Annotated in this window: 18 protein-coding genes; 12 read left to right on the top strand and 6 right to left on the bottom strand. The window is 54.0% G+C overall.

The features are described from left to right. Both BST81_RS22920 and BST81_RS22925 read right to left on the bottom strand, forming a co-directional pair. Positions 1–681 (bottom strand): hypothetical protein, encoded by a 681-nt coding sequence (locus BST81_RS22920; protein ID WP_075600844.1) that lies wholly within the window; start codon positions 679–681, stop codon positions 1–3. A gap of 5 nt (positions 682–686) precedes the next feature. Further along, positions 687–1,556 (bottom strand): hypothetical protein, encoded by an 870-nt coding sequence (locus tag BST81_RS22925; protein WP_083637028.1) that lies wholly within the window; start codon positions 1,554–1,556, stop codon positions 687–689. 79 nt (positions 1,557–1,635) lie between these two features. Here BST81_RS22925 and BST81_RS22930 point away from each other — a divergent pair, with 79 nt between their 5' ends. Then, positions 1,636–2,937, top strand: a complete 1,302-nt coding sequence (locus BST81_RS22930; protein ID WP_075600846.1) for a glycosyltransferase family 4 protein — start codon at positions 1,636–1,638, stop codon at positions 2,935–2,937. Here BST81_RS22930 and BST81_RS22935 read toward each other — a convergent pair. Further along, on the bottom strand, positions 2,898–4,067 hold the full coding sequence (locus tag BST81_RS22935) for a glycosyltransferase family 4 protein (RefSeq protein WP_075600847.1): 1,170 nt from the start codon (positions 4,065–4,067) through the stop codon (positions 2,898–2,900). The two genes, BST81_RS22930 and BST81_RS22935, sit on opposite strands and share 40 nt — an antisense overlap. 431 nt (positions 4,068–4,498) lie before the next feature. On the opposite strand from BST81_RS22935, the gene BST81_RS22940 reads away from it, so the two are divergent. Then, a complete protein-coding gene (locus BST81_RS22940; RefSeq protein WP_171974835.1) occupies positions 4,499–6,715 on the top strand; it encodes a CHASE4 domain-containing protein in 2,217 nt (738 codons plus the stop codon). Between the two features lie 45 nt (positions 6,716–6,760). Here BST81_RS22940 and BST81_RS22945 read toward each other — a convergent pair whose 3' ends face one another. Further along, positions 6,761–7,561: a DUF1350 family protein gene (locus BST81_RS22945; RefSeq protein WP_075600849.1), complete on the bottom strand. Its 801-nt coding sequence runs from the start codon at positions 7,559–7,561 to the stop codon at positions 6,761–6,763. Positions 7,562–7,577: 16 nt separating this feature from the next. Then, positions 7,578–9,056 (bottom strand): mechanosensitive ion channel domain-containing protein, encoded by a 1,479-nt coding sequence (locus BST81_RS22950; protein WP_083637030.1) that lies wholly within the window; start codon positions 9,054–9,056, stop codon positions 7,578–7,580. A gap of 249 nt (positions 9,057–9,305) precedes the next feature. Between BST81_RS22950 and BST81_RS22955 the strand changes: the two genes are divergently transcribed. Beyond that, positions 9,306–9,809 (top strand): DNA-processing protein DprA, encoded by a 504-nt coding sequence (locus BST81_RS22955; protein ID WP_075600850.1) that lies wholly within the window; start codon positions 9,306–9,308, stop codon positions 9,807–9,809. Between the two features lie 21 nt (positions 9,810–9,830). Next, positions 9,831–10,322, top strand: a complete 492-nt coding sequence (locus tag BST81_RS22960; protein WP_075600851.1) for a YajQ family cyclic di-GMP-binding protein — start codon at positions 9,831–9,833, stop codon at positions 10,320–10,322. Between the two features lie 15 nt (positions 10,323–10,337). On the opposite strand, the gene BST81_RS22965 is transcribed toward BST81_RS22960, so the two are convergent. Then, the gene (locus BST81_RS22965) at positions 10,338–10,691 is read right to left on the bottom strand and encodes an S-adenosylmethionine decarboxylase (RefSeq protein WP_253188450.1); all 354 of its coding nucleotides are present in this window, start codon (positions 10,689–10,691) and stop codon (positions 10,338–10,340) included. A gap of 117 nt (positions 10,692–10,808) precedes the next feature. Between BST81_RS22965 and deoC the strand changes: the two genes are divergently transcribed. The 8 genes from deoC (at position 10,809) to BST81_RS23005 (ending at position 19,462) form a co-directional block, all read left to right on the top strand. Beyond that, positions 10,809–11,483 (top strand): deoxyribose-phosphate aldolase, encoded by a 675-nt coding sequence (deoC, locus tag BST81_RS22970; RefSeq protein ID WP_075600853.1) that lies wholly within the window; start codon positions 10,809–10,811, stop codon positions 11,481–11,483. Next, positions 11,480–12,442 carry a DNA repair protein RecO gene (recO, locus tag BST81_RS22975; protein ID WP_075600854.1) on the top strand — a complete coding sequence of 321 codons (963 nt, stop codon included), beginning with the start codon at positions 11,480–11,482 and terminating at the stop codon, positions 12,440–12,442. The genes deoC and recO overlap by 4 nt, the downstream gene beginning before the upstream one ends. Before the next feature lie 35 nt (positions 12,443–12,477). Then, complete coding sequence (locus BST81_RS22980; protein WP_216351431.1) at positions 12,478–14,091, top strand: MFS transporter; 1,614 nt, start codon at positions 12,478–12,480, stop codon at positions 14,089–14,091. Between the two features lie 79 nt (positions 14,092–14,170). Continuing rightward, a complete protein-coding gene (locus tag BST81_RS22985; RefSeq protein ID WP_075600856.1) occupies positions 14,171–15,313 on the top strand; it encodes a glycosyltransferase family 4 protein in 1,143 nt (380 codons plus the stop codon). A gap of 162 nt (positions 15,314–15,475) precedes the next feature. Further along, entirely contained in the window at positions 15,476–16,906 is a 1,431-nt protein-coding gene (lpdA, locus tag BST81_RS22990; protein ID WP_075600857.1) for a dihydrolipoyl dehydrogenase, read from the top strand. Positions 16,907–16,979: 73 nt separating this feature from the next. Further along, positions 16,980–17,861 (top strand): indole-3-glycerol phosphate synthase TrpC, encoded by an 882-nt coding sequence (trpC, locus tag BST81_RS22995; protein WP_075600858.1) that lies wholly within the window; start codon positions 16,980–16,982, stop codon positions 17,859–17,861. An 81-nt stretch (positions 17,862–17,942) separates the two neighbouring features. Continuing rightward, entirely contained in the window at positions 17,943–18,233 is a 291-nt protein-coding gene (locus BST81_RS23000; RefSeq protein WP_363080711.1) for a DUF5340 domain-containing protein, read from the top strand. A 74-nt stretch (positions 18,234–18,307) separates the two neighbouring features. Beyond that, on the top strand, positions 18,308–19,462 hold the full coding sequence (locus tag BST81_RS23005; protein WP_075600860.1) for an alanine--glyoxylate aminotransferase family protein: 1,155 nt from the start codon (positions 18,308–18,310) through the stop codon (positions 19,460–19,462). Positions 19,463–19,478: the final 16 nt, after the last annotated feature.

Raw genomic sequence — 19,478 nt, forward strand, 5'->3', positions numbered from 1 at the left:
TTACTGGCCTCCTGAACGGTTGACGGCATAGGCCAGCGCTGCTTTCTGCTCCTGCTTCAAAACATCAAAACCAAAACAGGCCATGGCAATGGGTGCAAACTGAGACTTGGTAGACAAGACAGTTTTATCCGCCCGATCGCGGAGGGAAATTTTACCGTCCTTCACTTTGACCTTGTACAGGGATTGCTGAGCCGGTGTTTCCAGTTCAAACCCATAGTCACGGGCTTTAATCCGGTAAATCGGCTGATCTGCTCCATCTTCCAGCTTGTAATCCCCATCCTGCTGACGCCGCAACACATACAAAACTTTGGACTGGTCTGCACTTTTGACCTTCCAGGTCGCTTTTTCTGGAACGATGTACCCCAATTCCCGATCGGCCCCGTCTTTGATCTTGACTTTGCCAGCCCCATCCGTTTTAAACCGGGCCACCTCTTTGTCAGACGCATCAACCAGCTTTGCCCCATCGGGCCTGAGTTTTAGTTCAAAAGCTGCTTTGTCCTCCACCTTGAACTTCACCTGAGCCGGACTGGATTGGGGAGTTGGAGCCTGGGCAGTCTGGACCACCGGGGAATTGATGGGATTGGTCAGAGGTGCGGTGGTCTGAATACCAACACAACCCAGGAGGCTGGAGAGCAGGAGGGATAAACCCCCGATCGTCAGGATATAGGGGAGAGAGGACATGGCAGTCAGGCTTGTTTGGGTTTGGAGAGGACACGGGCCAGGTTGAGCACCTGATAGAGACTGAGGAACATCATCGTTACGGTTTTGTAGAGATTGTCCCTGGCAGGGGTCATATCTGGCGGTGCGGTTACCTGGAGCAACATCCCTTTATCCGTCAGCCTGACCCGCTTCAGTCGCACACCGGCTGGCAACTTGATCGCATTCTGCCAGGAGTCTTGCAGGACTTTCACTGCTCCGTATTTGCGCTGGGAATAGGTCAGGGTCACCGCAAGTTCCGTCCCCTTCGATTTCGTCTTGCTCTTGTACTTGTTCTTACCACTTCTACCCCGTTTCCAACCATAGGCCGTCTGACCCAGTTCAGTGGCTGTCATGCAAAAGCGCGTACCATCAGCAAAGCGTCCCCGTAATTTCAGCCAGGGGTCTTCAAATAAATCGACCTTCCACCCAGAGCGGTATCGATGGGCGACCGTCGTTGTTTTCTTACTTTTATCGGTCGGAGAACTGAGGATGAGTACCGTTTCGATCTCGCTACCCGTTTGCAAATCCCGGCCCAACATCTGGAGTAGCCGCTTGAGCAACTCGTAGCGGGCATTATCCACATTCAAACGACTATATTTCGCTGCCTGCACCCCACTGTAAATAGCCGCACTAACCGACAGGGGCAGGAGAATGAACCCAACACCAGTAGCCAGCAGAAAGCAGGACATGATAGCCACAACAACAGAGATGCCCAACAACCAGTTGAATTTTTTCTGCTGGACTTCTGCCACTTGATCGAGGGCTGCAATCTGCTGCAAATCCTGTAATATCGCGGCAATGGGGATGGCGGCTGTGTAAGTCAGGCTTTTAGAAAAGGTCGTGACATCAATAGCCATAGGCAAGCCCTGGACTCCGGACACATCCTTTATAGCCTTGAACCGCGCCCGTTTTTCTGGATAAATCTTAATTTTTTTAATGAATTTTCATAATTCTGCGGCATCTTCAGACCTGCTGGCCTACCTTTCCTTTGATACCGTACCGGCTCCCAAGGGCGCAGCCATCCATATCGGGGCTTTTGTGCAGTCCCTGGCTCAGGGCTTTGGATCGGTCCAACTGGTCACAGTCTCAGCAACCCCAGAGCGAACCACGGCAGAACCCTGGCCTCAGGTCAGTCAGACAGCCCTACCCGCGATCGGCAAAACCCTTATTGATCGGGTACTCCATTTTCGGCAGGAATTGGGCATCTGGCTCCAGGGCCGACGGTTTCAAGTGATTCATATCCGCTCCATCTATGAAGGGTTTCCGATCGTCCAGCACAAATCCCGTTGGTGCGATTTTCTGGTATTTGAGGTAAATGGACTGCCCTCGATCGAGTTGAAGTACCGCTATCCGGATGTGGTGGACGATCGAGAGCTGATGCAGAAACTGCTGGCTCAGGAACAGATCTGTCTGGAGGCTGCAGATCTGATTATTACCCCGAGTCGGGTGACTCGGGCCTATCTGGAGGGGCGGGGGGTGGCTCCGGGGAAAATTCGGGTCATCCCGAATGGGGTGGATCTGGAGATTTTCCAGTATCAGGCTCCTCTGATCAGCAGGAGTCTGGAGATGGACCTGATCTGCGCCTCTCAGATCCATGACTCTCAGATCCATGACTCTCAGATCCATGACTCTCAGATCCGCGATAAATCGCGGATTTACGGGGTTCTGTACTTTGGGACGCTGGCGGGCTGGCAGGGGGTGGGGCTGGCGGTGGAGGCCCTGGGGCTGTTCTGTCGGGACTTTCCGGGGGATCTGACGATCGTGGGGCCATCTCGCCCCTCCCAGGTGGCGGGCTTGCGACAACTGGCACAAAAATTAGATCTGACCGATCGGGTTCAGATTCTCGGTCCCATGACTCAGGCGGAACTGGTGGGCCAGATGCACCAGGCTGCTGCAATCGTGGCTCCTCTGACCGCGAACGATCGCAACCAGGGGCAGGGCTGCTGTCCGCTCAAAATTCTGGAGGCGATGGCGTCTGGCACACCGGTCATTGCCACGGATCTGCCAGTGGTGCGGGAGTTGGGCCGGGATGGGGAGCATTTTCTGCTGGTCAAACCGGGTTCTGCCAAGGGGATCAAGGATGCGATGGTGCAGCTCCAAACTGAACCAGACCTGGGCAGCAGACTCTCCCAGGCCGCCCGTCAGCGGATCGAACACCACTACACCTGGCAGCAGGCTGGGGCAGCCCTGATCAAAGCTTATGAAGGGCTGGGGATTAGGCGAGCGATCACGGACTGAAGCCGCTGTCGTTCCTGCTCTGGGGAAAATTCAGCCTGGATGCGGGCCTGGGCCGCCTGGCGGATGCGATCGCGGGTCGCTGCATCGAGGGCTAGAAACTCCAGGACGGCTTCTCCCAGATGGTGCAGTTGTGAGCGGGCCAGGAGAAACCCATTCTGGCCATGGTCGATGATTTCTGGAATGCCCCCGGCATCGCTGGCGATCACAGCACACCCACAGGCCATCGCCTCCAACAGGGCATTGGGCATGCCCTCCCAGAGAGAGGGTTGGAGATACAGATCACAGAGGCGCAGATGCTGGGCAACGGCTGCTGGTTCGGTCAAATGGCCCGTGACAATGATACGTTGGGCAGCCTCTGGATATTGGGCTGCGAAAGCCTGCAGGGCTCCGTCCTGACTGGGCCTGACTTCACCAATCAGCAATAGGCAGGCTGGACGATGTTGCTGCACCATCGCTAGCGCCCGCAGCAGAAACGCCTGCCCCTTCTTCTGCCGCAGTTCACCAGAAAAGCCGAGCACCACTTCATCCGGGGCAATCCCAAGGGCGGCCCGGTGGGAAGCAGTAGGGGAGTCAATTGCTTGAAACACATCCATATCCACGGCGTTCTGAATCACCAGCACATCCTGCCGCTGGGTCAGACAGCGGATTTTATGGGCCAGATCCTGGCTGACTGATGTCACCAGAGAGGCCCGCTCCAGGGTCCACTGTAGGCGGGCAAAATCCCCGGGCGGAAAGAGTCCCCGATCGAGATCATTCCCCCGCACACTGACCGTACTGGGTAGCCCCTTCAAAGTCCCAAACCAAACGGCTAGAAACCCGGCGGGAAAGAGGTAATGGCCCCAGACAGCATCGTACTGACGGGTCTGATGCAGCCAATCCAGTACATTCACGGTATGGGGCATAGACATATCCCAGTTACGGTAGAGTCCCACCCGGTAGATCTGGGGCAGCCAGGGCTGGGCCTCTGGATCTGGGGGGCGAACTTCCCCCGGTTGCAGGTAACGACTCCAGACCAGGACATCCACCTCCAGGCCCAACTGACAGAGCGCCTGGGTGATCCGATCGGCACTTACGGCTAATCCACCGATATCCGGGGGGAAGCGTTCCGCCAAGAAGAGGAGACGAGTCATGGTTATCGTTTTGACTCCACAATTTCTTTATAATCAGTGTTTATACTGGTATTGATTGTTTGAACTGGCGCTGCAGGCAGTTGGAATCAGGGTGATCCCTTTCCCTGAACAGCACCGTTCCAGGGGATGCATCTCCCATCAGACCTCGATCTTGAAACCCAAGCTCAAACCTGCAGGCGACATTGCTTGCAACCCTCCTATGTCAGGTGTGCGATTAATCACTGGTCACCCTACTCAAAATTACATTCCAGGGGGAGATGAGGAATTAAGCTGTGATTCATATCCATCAATTTTGCAGTGAATCGCGCGGATAAGGCTGCGGGTTGTCAATCCCAGAGCTAGTTTTACTATTCATGTCCCCTGACCACTCTGCTGGGCACCCATCTATAAAACAGGGGGCGATTAAAAGCAAAAATTATAAGGTTATGAAGATGCAACACTCCCTCGCTCAGATTGAATCTGGAGAGATCGATCAAAACCGATCGAAACAGCTTCAGAAACCTCAGGGGTCCATGCCCTTTAATCCCCTCAACTCCTTCAAACAGTTAACCCTATATCAAAAAACACTCCTGATTTTGAGTGTCACCTTGAGCGGCTTAGTGGGTGGGTTATACCTGGGCTCCCTCACCATCCTTTCAGAGAGCCTGAAGCAGGCCGAGCAACAAAGTGCCACCCAAACCATTCAGGGGGTTCTGAGTGTTTTGGGCCAGGATAAGAAAGCCTTTGCCGCCCGCTACAGCGACTGGTCTGCCTGGGATGACACCTATGCCTTTATCCAAAATCGGGACGAAAGTTACATCAAATCCAATTTAGTGCCCGGACAGTTTACGAATCTCAAAGTCAATCTGATTCTATTTATTGATACTAAAAATCGCATTGTTTTCGGCTCTGGGTTCGATCTAAAAAAAAAGCAACTATTACCCGTTCCACAAGGGTTGCAGCAACGACTTGTAGCCACGGACCCCCTGATCCAAGCATCCCAAACCAGGCAAGCGACGTTAACCGGAATTGTGGTGCTGCCGGAAGGCCCGATGTTGCTGACGGCCCAACCCATTCTCACGTCAGAAGGCAAAGGTCCGGTACGAGGAACCGCCATTTTTGGTCGCTATCTCGACTCTAAATCGATTACTGATTTATCCCAGGCAACCCAACTCTCCCTCTCGGCCTACCCTGCTAACCATCCCAACTTACCCCTCGACTTTCAAACCGTCCAACCTCGCCTCTCTCCCGAATCTCCGATCGCGATCGCACCCCTGAGTGAAAAGTCGTTGGGGGGATATGTGCTGTTGCCCGATATCTATCAACAGTCTGGCCTGCTGCTGAGGATTGAGATTCCCAGAACCATCTATCAACAGAGCCGTCGGAGCCAGCAGGAGTTAATCCTGACGATCGCGATCGTGGGGGTGGTCTTTGGAGGCGTGACGCTGCTGTTGCTGGAACGGCTAGTGCTGTCTCGGTTGGGTCGGCTCAGCCAGGGTGTGCGGAAGATCCGCGCCAGCCAGGATTTGTCCCTGCGCCTCTCCCTGCCCGGAAACGATGAGTTATCAGTTCTGGCCAGAGACATGAATGGCCTGTTAGAAAACCTGGATCTGTCTCAGAACGCATTGCAGAGAAACCTGACCCATCTGGCTGAAGTCAATCAGGATCTGCAAATGACCATGCAGTGCTTACAAAGGGAGATCAAAGAGCGGCAACAGGCCGAGAGCGCCTTACAACAGTCGGAACAACAGCTCGTTGCCAGGACAGCCCAACTGGAAGCCACTCTACAGGATCTGCAACAGGCCCAAATGCAACTGATTCAGAGTGAGAAAATGTCAGGACTAGGACAACTGGTGGCCGGGGTGGCCCATGAAATCAATAATCCTGTAAATTTTATTCGGGGCAACATCAGCTACGCCAATCGCTATCTGAAAGACCTGCTGGACCTGTTACACCTGTATCGATCCCAGCCTAGCCTCTCAACACCGGAAATTCAAGCCAGAGAAGAAGAAATTGATTTAGAGTTTCTGCTGGAAGACCTCTCCCGGTTATTCAGTTCCATGCAGGTGGGGGTGAATCGCATCAATGATATTGTTCGATCGCTCCGCACTTTTTCGCGTCTGGATGAAGCCGCCGTTAAAACGGTTGACCTACATGAGGGCATGGATTCGACCCTGATGATTCTACAACATCGGTTGAAGGCCAATGCTGATTCAGCCGCGATCAAGGTAGTCAAGGACTATGGCGATTTGCCTCCGATCGAATGCTATGCCGGTCAATTAAACCAGGTCTTCATGAACATCCTGGCCAATGCCATTGACGCCCTGGAAGAGCAGGAGCAACGGTTGCAGCAACAACCTATCCCCCTGCCCTTGACGGAGGACAACACCTGGAACAAGCAAATTCGCATTGGCACAGAATTAGCTGATTCAAGGACAGTCCGGATTCGGATTGCCGACAATGGCCCCGGTATGGACGAGACCGTTCGCCAGCGAATGTTCGATCCCTTCTTTACCACCAAGGCGATCGGCAAAGGCACCGGCATGGGGATGTCGATCAGCTACCAGGTGATTGTGGAGAAGCATCGCGGCAGACTACACTGCGCCTCTGTCCTGGGCCAGGGCACCGAGTTTATCATCGAGATTCCGATCGCTGTCACCTCCACCTGACTACACCCATCCCCTCCTGGGAGGGGATCGGGGATGAGTACCTGCTTATTCCCGATCGGATTTCAAAGAGAAGGGATCGAGCCAACCCAGAAGCGTGCGTTTCAGGTGGTTCAAATCCCGGTACACCTCCTGGCGCACCCACTGCCCGATCGCATCCAGAGGGGTGAAACTGGCTCCGGGCTGCCACTTCAGATCCTGACCCAGGGGTGTGAGATGGTTACCCCGCAATTTCTGTAGGGTCACCATGCCAGGGAAGCGATCGCTCAGCAGTCCTAACAGCCCCGCAGACTGGTCGATCGTGTCATCCGTGAACTGAACGAGCAGGTTCCGCTGCACCCGATAGCCCTGGGAAATCAGCACATTGGTCTCCAGGGGCGAGGGGGTAAACTCCACAGACATAGGCCCGGACCACTGGGACCAAGTGGTAGAAAATTGCTCCAGCAGGGGAATGGCCTCTCTGGCGGCAGCGTTATTGTAGGACAGAAGCATATTGCCAGCCCGCTCCACAGCAAACAGACTTCCGATCAGCAGGTGTAACTTACAGCCCATACTGTGACCCAGGCCATAGATCGGCAGGTAGCGTTGCGCCAACAGATCCCGGTCTTGCAACCGCACCAAAGCCCGCTCGAACTGGAGCAGCACCTCCTGGGCGATCGCCCGATGGTCGAAGGTATTGACAAATGGCGTGGCCACAATCACATAGCCCTGCTGGGCCAGATGCTCCAGCAGTAGCCGATAGGTCACCTGGGGTGCTCTGGCTACAAAAGCACCCCCTAGAAAGTGAACGATCGCCGTCTGGCGTCTGGGAACTAAGACCCAATTACCGGCAATTTCCTGCCAATCCATAAATAATGACAAATTCCTAAATCCCAAAAATCGTTTGAATCCGCCGTCGAATCCAGGAAAAGGGCGTTTCACCCATCTGTTGCAACATCCCTTCATCCAGTAAACCGAGATCCTGTAACACTTGCTGCCGTTCTGCCAGTTTGTGGGCGATTTGCTCGGCCAGATCCCGATGCTGACCCAGCAGCTTCTGCAAATCCCCCCGATCGACCACAAATAAAATGGTATCTTCCATTGCCCGGACTGTGGCCGAGCGGGGAGTTCCTGTTAACAGGGCAATTTCTCCAAAAAACTCCCCTGTATGCAAGGTCGCAATATATTTGCTGATGCGCTGAGAAAGCACTTCCACAGAACCGGACAGAATGATATAGAAAGATTCACCCGGATCATTCTCCTGGCAAATCACCTGGCCTTTGGAGTAGAACTCCCGATAGCCGTGTTCCACCAGAATCCGCAATTCGGCATCGCTGCACTGCTCAAAGTAGGTGATCCGCCGCAACAACACCCGCAAAGTCCAGCCATGGGTGGACTGGGTGGTTAGTTTCAATGTGTCGAGGGAAATCCCCTCGCTCGCTAGCCCAGTTGTCGCTGATTCTGGCTCCTGGTGGGTATGCAGCATGGTCCCCAACTCCCGCAAATTGCGAATCCGCATATCCATCTGGGGCACCGGAATTTCGATGTGGCGTTTGCGAAATTCCTGCTCAATCAGAAAGTTGAGTGAACTCTTGACGTTGAAGGTTTCCGGCGGATCGCCAATCCACACGAGTAACTCAAACTTGAGGGCACTATCGCCAAAACCCGCCAACCAGACCTTGGGGGAAGGATGGGAGAGAACCTGGGATTCTTTGCGGGCTGCTGCCAGCAGAGCTTCTGTCACCGCCACTGGATCAGACTCATAGGCCACACCGACTGGAATATGGAGGCGATACTTCCGATCCTGGTAGCTCCAGTTCACCACCTGGTTCTCGATGAAGTAATTGTTGGGAACGATGACATACACATTGTCCAAGGTCCGAATCGTGGTCGATCGGATGGAAATTTTCTCTACTGTCCCTAGCAATTTCTCAACTTCGATAAAGTCGCCCACCTTAATCGGTCGCTCGAACAGGAGAGTAATGCCGCTAATGAAGTTACTGGCCAGACTCTGGAGCCCAAACCCAATCCCAATCCCCAGGACACCGGCCAGAACCGCCAGGGAACTCAGATTGAAGCCCAGGGACTGCAGCACAATCACTAATCCCAGGGCGATCAGGCCATAGCTGACCCCCGTAGAGATAGCTTCTCGGGTCCCTCGATCAAGACCCAGTCGCGTCAGCAGGGTGAGGTTGATCCAATGGCTGAGCACACGGGCCAGGGTAAAAACCCCGATCGCCAGGGGAATCAAGATCAGGATGGAAGTCAGTGAGACTGGCTTCCCCCCCAACTCGAATAAGGGCATGGCCAGTACTTGAGCCAGCGTCATGCCCACCTGTTGCAAAAATTCAATCAGCCACATCATGGCCTATTCCAATACCCGTTTAAATTATGACTACGGCACATCTTGCTTGCCCAAGCATGGCAGGCAACACTGCTAAATTTCGGTCAATTGCTGCCATCTCTGCATTGCCAGAGTTCCTCTATATCCCGATGTCCTTCCTTCAGAAGACTGAATTTGCTTGAATTTTAGTTCCTCCGCATAACTGATAACGGATTGCATGGGGTCTGCTACAATACTTCCGTTGCCTGACTAGTAGAGCAAGCAAAAAATTTGAGCCAGTCTATAGACCTACCCAGAGTAGACGATTTTCTCCAAGAATTGGCCGCGATTCAGCAGACCAGCTCCAAGCGAATTGCCCTTCTCGGTTCGCGCCATGTTCCGATTACGCACCAGCACCTCATTGAGATGATGAGTTATGCTCTGGTGCTGTCAGGCAATCGTCTGATCACTTCTGGCGCAACAGGGACAAATTCTGCGGCAATCCGGGGGGCCATGCGAGCCGATCCTAATTTGTTGACGGTCATTCTGCCCCAAAGCCTGGAACGCCAGCCCCGGGAATCTCGTGACCAGCTAGAGCAGGTGATGCACCTGGTTGAGAGCCCAGAGAATGACACCCTTTCTCTGGCAGAGGCCAGTATCCTCTGCAACCAGGAAATTGTCTCCCGCTGCCAGCAACTGATCTGCTTTGCCTTTCACGATAGCAACACTCTACTCAAAACCTGTCAGTCAGCTGAAGATCAGCGTAAACTGGTCACCCTCTTCTACTTTGATTAGTTCCTGATTTCTTTTTTACCTATGGCTTCGACGTTTTCATTCGATGTGGTGAGTGACTTTGATCACCAGGAGCTGGTGAATGCGATCGACCAGACCATCCGTGAGATTAAGAGTCGCTATGATCTGAAAGACACCCAGACCACTGTAGAGCTGGGTGAGGACGTTATTACGATCAATACCAACGGCGATTTAACCTTGGAAGCAGTGACAACCCTGCTACAAACCAAAGCAGCCAAGCGCAATCTCTCTCTGAAAATCTTTGATTACGGCAAAGTAGAATCTGCCAGCGGCAATCGGGTCCGCCAGGAAATTAAGTTGAAGAAAGGGATCAGCCAAGAAGTCGCCAAACAGATTTCCAAACTGATTCGAGATGAATTCAGTAAAATCCAGGCTTCCATTCAGGGAGATGCGGTTCGGGTAATCGCTAAATCGAAGGATGACCTGCAAGCAGTCATTCAGCGTCTGAAGCAGGAAGATTTTCCCATGGCCCTGCAATTTACCAATTATCGTTAGGGCTGGGGGCTGATTCTAGCCTGATGCTGACAGGTAGTGCCAAACTGGTGCAGGGTCAGTCGCCTTGACAGCCCTCAGGTTTGGATCCGTCAATTTTGCTGTCAGGAGTTCAGCCAGGTGCTCAGCCTTGTGCTGGTTCTCTTGCTGGTAATCACAAACATGGATATCGATCGCCACTTTCTGCAAGTCAGGCCAGAAGTGCAGGGCCACATGGGATTCTGCCAGTAACAAGGCAACTGAAATTCCCTGGGGTTGAAAGGTATGGGCCACCTCTCCTACGGCAGTGAGTTGAGCCGCGCTGACCGCTTCTTTCAGGAGCGCCAGAAAATCCACCTCCTGCCAGCTCACAAACCGGGGAGAAACTGTCAAAATGGCTGAAAGGTGATGGGATCTGATCACGGGCAATTGTTTTCCCTCAGCAAGAAGACTTAAATAAGTTCAACATTGTACCGTCACCCAGAGAATGAATTTTCTCCAGCACACATCATGGTTAAAACACACTCAGATATCGATCTGGCCCTCTTTATTGAACAGGCCCTCTTAAATCCTTTTCTGACACCAGAGCAACTGGAACAGGGTTGCGAGGAGGCCGATCGGTTTCATTTTGCCACGGTCTGCGTTTATCCCAGTCAGGTCGAGCAATCGGCCAAGCTCCTCCATGGCAGATCGGTCAAAGTCTGCACCGTGATTGGATTTCCCAGTGGAGCCACCACCCCAGCCGTCAAGCTCTACGAGGCCCAAGAAGCGGTCGAACATGGGGCAACCGAACTGGATGTGGTGATTAATCTGGGCTGGCTACGGGCCGGGATGACCAAGGAACTGCATCGGGAACTGGCTGAGATTTGTGAGGCAACTGATTGTCTGGTCAAGGCCATTCTGGAAATGACGCTCCTGACCGAGGCTGAAAAACGGCTGGCTGTCGAGGTCTGTCTGGATGCGGGTGTCCGTTTTCTCAAAACCGGCACCGGTTGGGCCGGTGGGGCGCGGGTAGAGGATGTTCGTCTGCTCAGCCAATTGGTTCAGGAACAGGTGGGCATCAAGGCTGCTGGGGGGATTCGCACCGCCGAACACGCCCTGGAGCTGATTCTGGCCGGAGCAACTCGCCTGGGGACTTCTCGCGGCCCCGATATCCTGCATCAGCGCAATACCTCCGAACCATGAGCCAGACCTACAGTGCCACTGGAATTAATCTGAAAACCATGCCGTTGGGGGAAGCCGATCGGCTCCTCACCGTACTGACGCGCGAACATGGTCTGATTCAGGCGGTAGCACCCGGATCTCGGAAAACGAAATCTAGCCTGTCAGGACGGAGTGGGTTGTTTGTGGTCAACCGCCTTTTTCTCGTCAAGGGTCGATCGCTAGATAAAATCACCCAGGCCGAAACGCTGGAATCTTACCCCGGTCTGGCCCAGGATTTGTGCAAACTCACCGCCAGCCAGTATCTGGCAGAACTGGTTCTCTATCAGGCACTCAGCCACCAGCCTCAGGAAGAGTTATTTTGCCTGTTGACCGAACACCTGAGTCGGCTGGAAGCTGCGGCCAGTCGGCTGGGTAATCAGGTTGCTGGCCTCCCAACCCTGGCCCTACTGGTCCATGGAACCTTCCATTTGTTGGCACTGGCGGGCATTGCTCCTCACGTTCAGGTATGCTGTGTAACGAGAGGTCCGGTTGTTCCAAATTTTACGAATCCAAACTGGCGTATCGGGTTTAGTATGGCTGCGGGCGGTATCATCAGTCTGTCTGCTCCAACAACCGTCGCCTCCAGATCAGGTCTACTCCATCCGGCTGATCCGCCGTCTATCCCAAATCTGGTATCTGGGGATAGCCGTGCAGAGTCTCCAGGAAAGCGGGAAAGCAAGCCAGCAGTTCGAGCCGATTTTCGGCTGCGGGCGGCAGAACTTGCTATTCTGCAAAGGCTAGCCGAGCCTAGTCCACTTGATTTAGATGAGTTGGGGTTAACAGCAAGCCAGCTATTTCTCTCCGGGCAGACCTGGCTAGCCGTGGAACGGGTACTACGCCAGCATGCCCAATATCAGTTCGATCGGCCCATTCGATCGGCCAGCCTGGTGGAAACCTGTTTTTCGGGTTTAGCGACCTTTCCTCACAGTCCCAAATCATGATGCGATTGTCTGACTCTGATTCATCGATCCAGTTCATGGCATCCTCTGGCCTACCCGGTTCTCCCCTGGGTGCCAGGAACAGGCTGAGTTCTGACGATAATGGTATTTCCCCTGCCTTTGCGACGAATGGTCGATCGGCATCCGATCACCCTCCCCACCTTGCCTATCCCCTGCCAGAGTCACCCCCAGAGTTAGAAGCTACCCCTGGCAGCCAGCCTTCCGAGCCAGCACCCATAGAAGGCTCCCCGGCTGAGGATCTTAGTCTGGAGCCTGTGGCCCCTACAACGCGGTCTCCTGCCGACACCCCTGCTACAACGGCAGAGGCTGCTATCACACCATCTCCTGCCAAAGCCGGGAAGAAGAGGACAAGAGATCACGGCTTCCTGCCCGTACTGAAAAACCTGAATTTTCTGGCCCTGTGGAGTGGGCAGGTTTTCTCCCAGTTAGCGGATAAGGTCTATCTGGTGTTGATGATCGCGCTGATTGACACCCATTTTCAGGCGGCAGATCAAACCATCAGCGGTTGGGTCTCTTCGATCATGATTGCGTTTACGATCCCGGCTGTTCTGTTTGGCTCGATTGCAGGGGTCTATGTCGATCGGTGGCCGAAAAAGCTGGTTCTGGTCACCACGAACCTGATTCGGGGAGCCTTGGTTCTGTCCCTGCCGTTTCTCCTGTGGATTTCCAAAGGCTGGTCGCCCCTATCGGGATTACCCCTCGGGTTCTGCCTGCTCCTGGTAATCACCTTCCTGGTGTCCACCCTGACCCAATTCTTCGCCCCCGCAGAGCAAACCGCCATTCCCCTGCTGGTCGCCAAACGCCATCTCCTACCCGCCAATTCCCTCTACACCACCACCATGATGGCGTCAGTGATTGTCGGTTTTGCCGTGGGGGAGCCCTTGCTGGCGATCGCAGATCACCTGATGAGCCAGATTTTCCATGGCCCAGAGATTGGTAAGGAAATCCTGGTGGGGAGTGGGTATGTCATTGCCGGTCTGTTGTTGTTGCTGATCCGGCCCCATGAAAAGATTGACCCAGTCGAGTTTGAATCCATCCATGTCGGGCAGGATATCCGGGATGGGCTGCAATATCTGCGGGAACATACTCGGGTCCGCAATGCCCTGATTCAACTGGTGATTCTGTTCTCAATTTTTGCCGCTCTGGCGGTGCTGGCCGTCCGTCTGGCTGAACTAATTCCCGGCATGAAGCCCTCCCAGTTTGGTTTTCTTCTGGCAGCGGGGGGCGTTGGCACAGGCTGTGGGGCAGCGATCGTCGGCTATTTCGGTAAGCGCTTAGGCACCCATACTCAACTGAGTTTGTATGGCTCCTTGGGGGTTGCCGCCGCTCTCGTTGGCCTCTCGTTGTTTTCCTTGAAACTCTGGATCGTGCTGCCTTTGCTGGCTGTTCTGGGGGGATTCTCTGCTCTGGTCGGGGTCCCTATGCAAACCACGATTCAAGCAGAAACCCCCGAGGAGATGCGCGGCAAGGTTTTTGGCCTCCAGAACAATGCCATCAATATTGCCCTCACCCTTCCTCTGGCCCTGGCAGGCGTGGCGGAAACCTTTCTGGGCCTTCAGACTGTATTTATGGGTCTGGCTGTGATTTCGATCGCAGGCGGCCTATTAACCTGGTATATTTCCGGTAAGTAACAAAATTTGAACTTAAGTTTTTGAATTTTTAGATTTAAGTTCAGAACTTAAAGTTTTTGACTTATCGGTGAGATTCGGCATGCATATCGCTTGGCTTGGCAAAAAATCGCCCTTCTGCGGTAACGTCACCTATGGACGGGAAGTCACAAACGCCCTGTTAGACCGGGGGTATCAGGTCAGTTTTCTCCACTTCGCCCAGGAAGAGCAAGCAGAAGATATCTGGCCCGATTATCAGGAAGTGTCTATCCCCTGCCTGTACAAGTCCACCATCTACACCATCCCCACCCTCAAGTCCAGCAAGATTCTCGCCCAGGCGCTCAAAGCCCTGAAACCAGATCTGGTCCATGCTTCTCTCACGCTCTCGCCGCTGGATTTCGTCTTACCCGAAATCTGTGAAGAGCTGGACTTACCCCTGGTGGCGACCTTTCATCCCCCCTTTGATCTCAAGCGGCGTAATCTTACTTCCAGCACCCAGCATCTGACCTATCAGTTCTATGCGCCCTTCCTGGCTAACTACGACTGCACGATCGTATTCTCTCGCATCCAACGGGATTTACTGATCCGGTTGGGGGTGCCTGCAGACCGGTTGGTGGTGATCCCCAACGGTGTGGATGTCCAGAAATATTCTCCCGGTCCCTCCAACCTGAAAGCAGAACTGGGGGTAGAACGGGTTTTTGTGTATCAGGGCCGGATTGCTCCAGAAAAGAATGTGGAAGCCCTTCTGCGAGCCTGGAAACGATTAAATATGGGGCCTGATAGCAAGCTGCTGATTGTGGGTAACGGCCCCCTGGCCACCACCCTGATGCCCTTCTATGGCCCAGAACACGGAATCCTGTGGCTGGGCTTCATTGGGGATGAACAACGGCGGATTGAAATTCTTCGGGGAGCCGATGTGTTCATTCTCCCTTCTCTAGTGGAAGGATTATCCCTGTCTCTGCTGGAAGGGATGGCCTGTGGGGCTGCCTGTCTGGCCACGGATGCGGGTGCCGATGGAGAAGTCCTGGAAAAGGGAGCAGGCATCGTCCTGAGCACCGATCGAGTATCCAGCCAACTGCAAACGCTACTGCCCCTATTTCAACATCAACCTGAGCTGGCTCCGATTATGGGCCGCAAAGCTCGCCAGCGGGTGCTGGAGCATTACACCCTGGATCGCAATATCAGCCGCCTGGAAGATCTGTATAGCTTGATGCTGCGCCAGCCCAAGATGCAGTTGAGCTATTAATGATAAAGTGATCGGATGCTCCTTTCCAGTTCAAAATAGAGAGGATACCCACCCCGATGCATGGGTGGGTATTGGTATGGGCAAGCATTATTGTTCGTCCACAATTAAAAATTGTCCATCCCTTCAGCTTGATTTATTTGCCGCATCCCGTAGGAGAGTTCCGTGAGTCAGCAATTTGATTATGACCTGGTGATCATAGGTGCAGGCGTCGGTGGCCATGGTGCTGCCTTACATGCCGTCAGTTGTGGCCTGAAAACAGCCATTGTAGAAGCGGCAGACATGGGGGGTACCTGCGTCAACAGGGGCTGTATTCCGTCCAAGGCCCTGTTGGCCGCCTCTGGTCGGGTGCGAGAGCTACGGAATGCCCACCATCTGAAAGCCCTGGGTATTCAGGTCGGGGATGTAGCCTTCGATCGGCAGGGCATTGCCGACCATGCTGGCAACCTGGTCACCAAGATTCGAACCGATCTGACCAACAGCCTGAATCGCCTGGGCGTCGATACGATTCGAGGCTGGGGAAAAGTCACCGCCCCTCAGAAGGTTTCGATCACCACCCCGGCGGGAGAAAAAGTTGTCACAGCGCGGGATATTCTCCTGGCCCCAGGGTCCATTCCCTTCGTCCCTCCGGGGATTGAAATTGACCACAAAACCGTCTTTACTAGCGATGATGGGGTCCGACTGGAGTCTCTTCCCCCCTGGATTGCCATTATTGGGAGTGGCTACATTGGGTTGGAATTTTCGGATGTCTACTCGGCACTGGGCAGTGAGATTACCCTGATTGAAGCCCTGGATCAGCTCATGCCTGGTTTTGATCCCGACATTGCGAAGCTGGCCCAGCGGATTTTAATTCAGCCCAGGGACATCGAAACCCGGGTCGGCATGCTGGCAAAACGGGTGATCCCCGGTTCTCCGGTTGTGATTGAACTGGCCGACGCCAAAACCAAAGCAGTGGTAGAAGTGCTGGAAGTAGATGCCTGCCTGGTGGCCACGGGTCGCATTCCGGCGGCCCAAAACCTGGGTCTGGACTCGATCGGAGTCGAGCTGGATCGGCGGGGTTTCATCCCGGTAGATGATTACATGGCCGTGGTATCCGGGGGACAGGCTGTTCCCCATCTGTATGCGATCGGGGATGCGATCGGGAAAATGATGCTGGCCCATGCTGCCTCAGCTCAGGGGATTGCCGTGGTCGAAACCCTGTGTGGTCGAGCCCGCCAGGTCGATTACCGGAGCATCCCGGCGGCAGCCTTTACCCATCCAGAAATTGGTTTTGTCGGGCTGACGGAACCAGCAGCTCAGGAACTGGCCACTGCTGAAGGATTTAAGATCGATACGGTTCGGACTTACTTTAAAGGCAACTCCAAGGCGATCGCGGAGGGAGAAACCGATGGCGTCGCCAAGGTCATCTATCGCCAGGACACCGGAGAAGTGCTGGGGGTTCACATCATCGGTCTGCACGCCTCCGATCTGATTCAGGAAGCAGCCAATGCCATTGCCAATCGCCAATCCGTCAGGGATCTGGCTTTCCTGGTACACACCCATCCCACCCTGTCTGAGGTTCTGGATGAAGCCTATAAGCGGGCTAAGGTCGGCTAGGGTGAACCATGACATTCAATCATCAGGTCCAGGTTTCCATCAAGACACCTGCAAGCATGGAGGTTCAGAATTAATGCAGATCCGTCGTCGTCCGCCAAGCCCGGCGGTCAATGTTCTGGAATTGCGCTATCAGGTTCAAGTTCCCGATAGCACCCCCCAGCACATTCTGGAGGAAATTGTCTGGCAGAAAGAAAATGAAGTTGCCCACAGGCGTGAGTCAGTTCCACTGGTGGAGTTACAGCGTCAACTAGCCACGGCTCCCCCAGTACGAGATTTTCTCGCTGCCCTCCGCACTGGTAAAACTCAGCCCGCAGTGATTGCCGAAGTGAAGAAAGCCTCTCCCAGCAAAGGAGTGATCCGGGAGGATTTTGATCCGGTGGCGATCGGCCAATCCTATGAACGGGGAGGGGCGACCTGCCTGTCGGTGCTCACGGATGAGAAGTTTTTTCAGGGCAGTTTTAATTACCTGAGACAGGTTCGATCAGCGGTTGAGTTACCCCTCCTCTGCAAAGAGTTCATCATCTACCCGTATCAGATTTACCTGGCTCGCGTCCATGGCGCAGACGCGATCCTGCTGATCGCAGCCATTCTTTCCGATCAAGATTTACAGTACTTCCTTAAGATTACCCGTACTCTGGGAATGACTGCCTTGATCGAAGTTCATACTTTAGAAGAAATGGATCGAGTCTTGGCCTTGCAGGGAGTTCAACTTATTGGTATCAATAACCGCAACCTCCAGGATTTCTCTGTCGATTTGCAAACCACCTGCAGACTGGCGGCAGAGCGCAACCCACTCCTCAGGGAAGCAGACATTGTGCTGGTGAGTGAGTCTGGGTTGCATACAACCACGGATTTAGAAGTGGTGAAGCAGGCTGGTGCTCAGGCTGTTCTCATAGGTGAATCCCTGATGAAGCAACCCGATCCCGGTCAGGCTCTGGCTAATCTGTTTCTGTGAGTCCGGGTTAAGCTGACCCAAGGCTGTTGACGCGCAACTTTGCCATTGCCTTGCCCGATTGTCAAGACAACTATCTTCTGTTTGGTAATTGAACCCGCAATGGAGCCCATTCCCTTACCCTCCCACATTCACTACGAACTATTGCTTCAACTCCTGGAGCAGCAAACCCTGTTCGCTTTGAAGCATAAATCCTTGCAGCAGGAGCAGGTGACTGAGCTCATCATGACTCTACGCAAGGCCCTGGCCCAACAGAAGCATCTGGAAGAAAGTTGTCAGCGCGCCAACCTTCCAATCGAGTATCGCTGGTCCATTAACAACCTGGCCCCCGGTGAACCCCCAGCCTCGGAGTTATTCCAACTGGACCAGACCTGACCCGTGATTGACTGGGCTGATTCAGACGGCCCTCCGATCCGCACCTACTATTTCCTTCCATAGGGTAGATAAAAATGGACAACAAGTTAATGTTGATGATTCCCGGCCCAACCCCTGTACCTGAACAGGTTCTCCTGGCCATGGCGAAGCATCCGATCGGGCACCGCAGTGGTGATTTCACCCAAATCATGGCCGAAGTCACCGCCAACCTGAAGTGGCTGCATCAGACCGAGAGTGATGTTCTAATGCTCGCTGCCAGCGGCACCGGTGCCATGGAAGCCGGGATCATCAACTTTTTGAGTCCCGGAGATCGGGTGCTAGTCGGCTGCAATGGAAAATTTGGCGATCGTTGGGCTGAGGTCTGTCAGGCTTACGGTCTGAACGTGGAAACGATCAAGGCTGAATGGGGCAAGCCCCTGGATACGGAACAGTTCCGCGTCCAATTAGAAGCGGATACGGAAAAACAGATCAAAGCGGTGATCTTCACCCACAGCGAGACTTCCACCGGAGTCCTCAATGATGTCGAAACCATCAACCGTCATGTCAAAGCCCATGGCGAAGCTCTGATCATCGTCGATGTTGTTACCAGTCTGGGTGCCGTCAACATTCCCTTCGACACCTGGGGCCTCGACGTGGTGGCTTCTGGCTCCCAGAAAGGGTTCATGATCCCACCCGGATTGGGCTTTGTCGCCGTTAGTCCAAAAGCCTGGACCGCCTACAGTACCGCCAAATTGCCCCGCTACTACCTAGACCTGGGCAAATACCGCAAAGACGCTGCCAAAAACAGCACCCCCTTCACCCCCGCCGTCAACCTCATTTTTGCCCTCCAAGCAGCCTTGAGAATGATGCAGGCCGAAGGCTTAGAAAGCATTTTTGCTCGTCACCAGCGCCTCACCCAGGCCACCCGTGCCGCCATTAAAGCCTTGAATCTCCCCTTGTTTGCTCCCGATTATGCGGCCAGTCCAGCGATTACTGCTGTGATCCCTGATCAAATCGATGCTGAGAAAATCCGGTCTGTGATCAAAAAACGGTTCGACATTGCCCTCGCCGGTGGTCAGGACCACCTCAAAGGCAAGATTTTCCGGATTGGGCACCTAGGCTTTGTCGGCGATCGGGATATTCTATCCGCCATTGCCGCCCTGGAAGCCACCCTTCAGGATTTAGGCTACGAGGACTTCAGCCCTGGAGCCGGGGTCGCCGCCGCTGCCAAAGTCATCACCCATTCCTGAGTATTCATCGCAGAGG

The organism is Leptolyngbya sp. 'hensonii' (assembly GCF_001939115.1).
GTDB lineage: Bacteria > Cyanobacteriota > Cyanobacteriia.

Bases quoted from the DNA above. Each gene is read 5' to 3' on its own strand.
- BST81_RS22920 (WP_075600844.1), bottom strand. From the start codon at position 681: ATGTCCTCTCTCCCCTATATCCTGACGATCGGGGGTTTATCCCTCCTG.
- BST81_RS22925 (WP_083637028.1), bottom strand. From the start codon at position 1,556: ATGGCTATTGATGTCACGACCTTTTCTAAAAGCCTGACTTACACAGCC.
- BST81_RS22930 (WP_075600846.1), top strand. From the start codon at position 1,636: ATGAATTTTCATAATTCTGCGGCATCTTCAGACCTGCTGGCCTACCTT.
- BST81_RS22935 (WP_075600847.1), bottom strand. From the start codon at position 4,067: ATGACTCGTCTCCTCTTCTTGGCGGAACGCTTCCCCCCGGATATCGGT.
- BST81_RS22940 (WP_171974835.1), top strand. From the start codon at position 4,499: ATGCAACACTCCCTCGCTCAGATTGAATCTGGAGAGATCGATCAAAAC.
- BST81_RS22945 (WP_075600849.1), bottom strand. From the start codon at position 7,561: ATGGATTGGCAGGAAATTGCCGGTAATTGGGTCTTAGTTCCCAGACGC.
- BST81_RS22950 (WP_083637030.1), bottom strand. From the start codon at position 9,056: ATGATGTGGCTGATTGAATTTTTGCAACAGGTGGGCATGACGCTGGCT.
- BST81_RS22960 (WP_075600851.1), top strand. From the start codon at position 9,831: ATGGCTTCGACGTTTTCATTCGATGTGGTGAGTGACTTTGATCACCAG.
- deoC (WP_075600853.1), top strand. From the start codon at position 10,809: ATGGTTAAAACACACTCAGATATCGATCTGGCCCTCTTTATTGAACAG.
- recO (WP_075600854.1), top strand. From the start codon at position 11,480: ATGAGCCAGACCTACAGTGCCACTGGAATTAATCTGAAAACCATGCCG.
- BST81_RS22980 (WP_216351431.1), top strand. From the start codon at position 12,478: ATGGCATCCTCTGGCCTACCCGGTTCTCCCCTGGGTGCCAGGAACAGG.
- BST81_RS22985 (WP_075600856.1), top strand. From the start codon at position 14,171: ATGCATATCGCTTGGCTTGGCAAAAAATCGCCCTTCTGCGGTAACGTC.
- trpC (WP_075600858.1), top strand. From the start codon at position 16,980: ATGCAGATCCGTCGTCGTCCGCCAAGCCCGGCGGTCAATGTTCTGGAA.
- BST81_RS23005 (WP_075600860.1), top strand. From the start codon at position 18,308: ATGGACAACAAGTTAATGTTGATGATTCCCGGCCCAACCCCTGTACCT.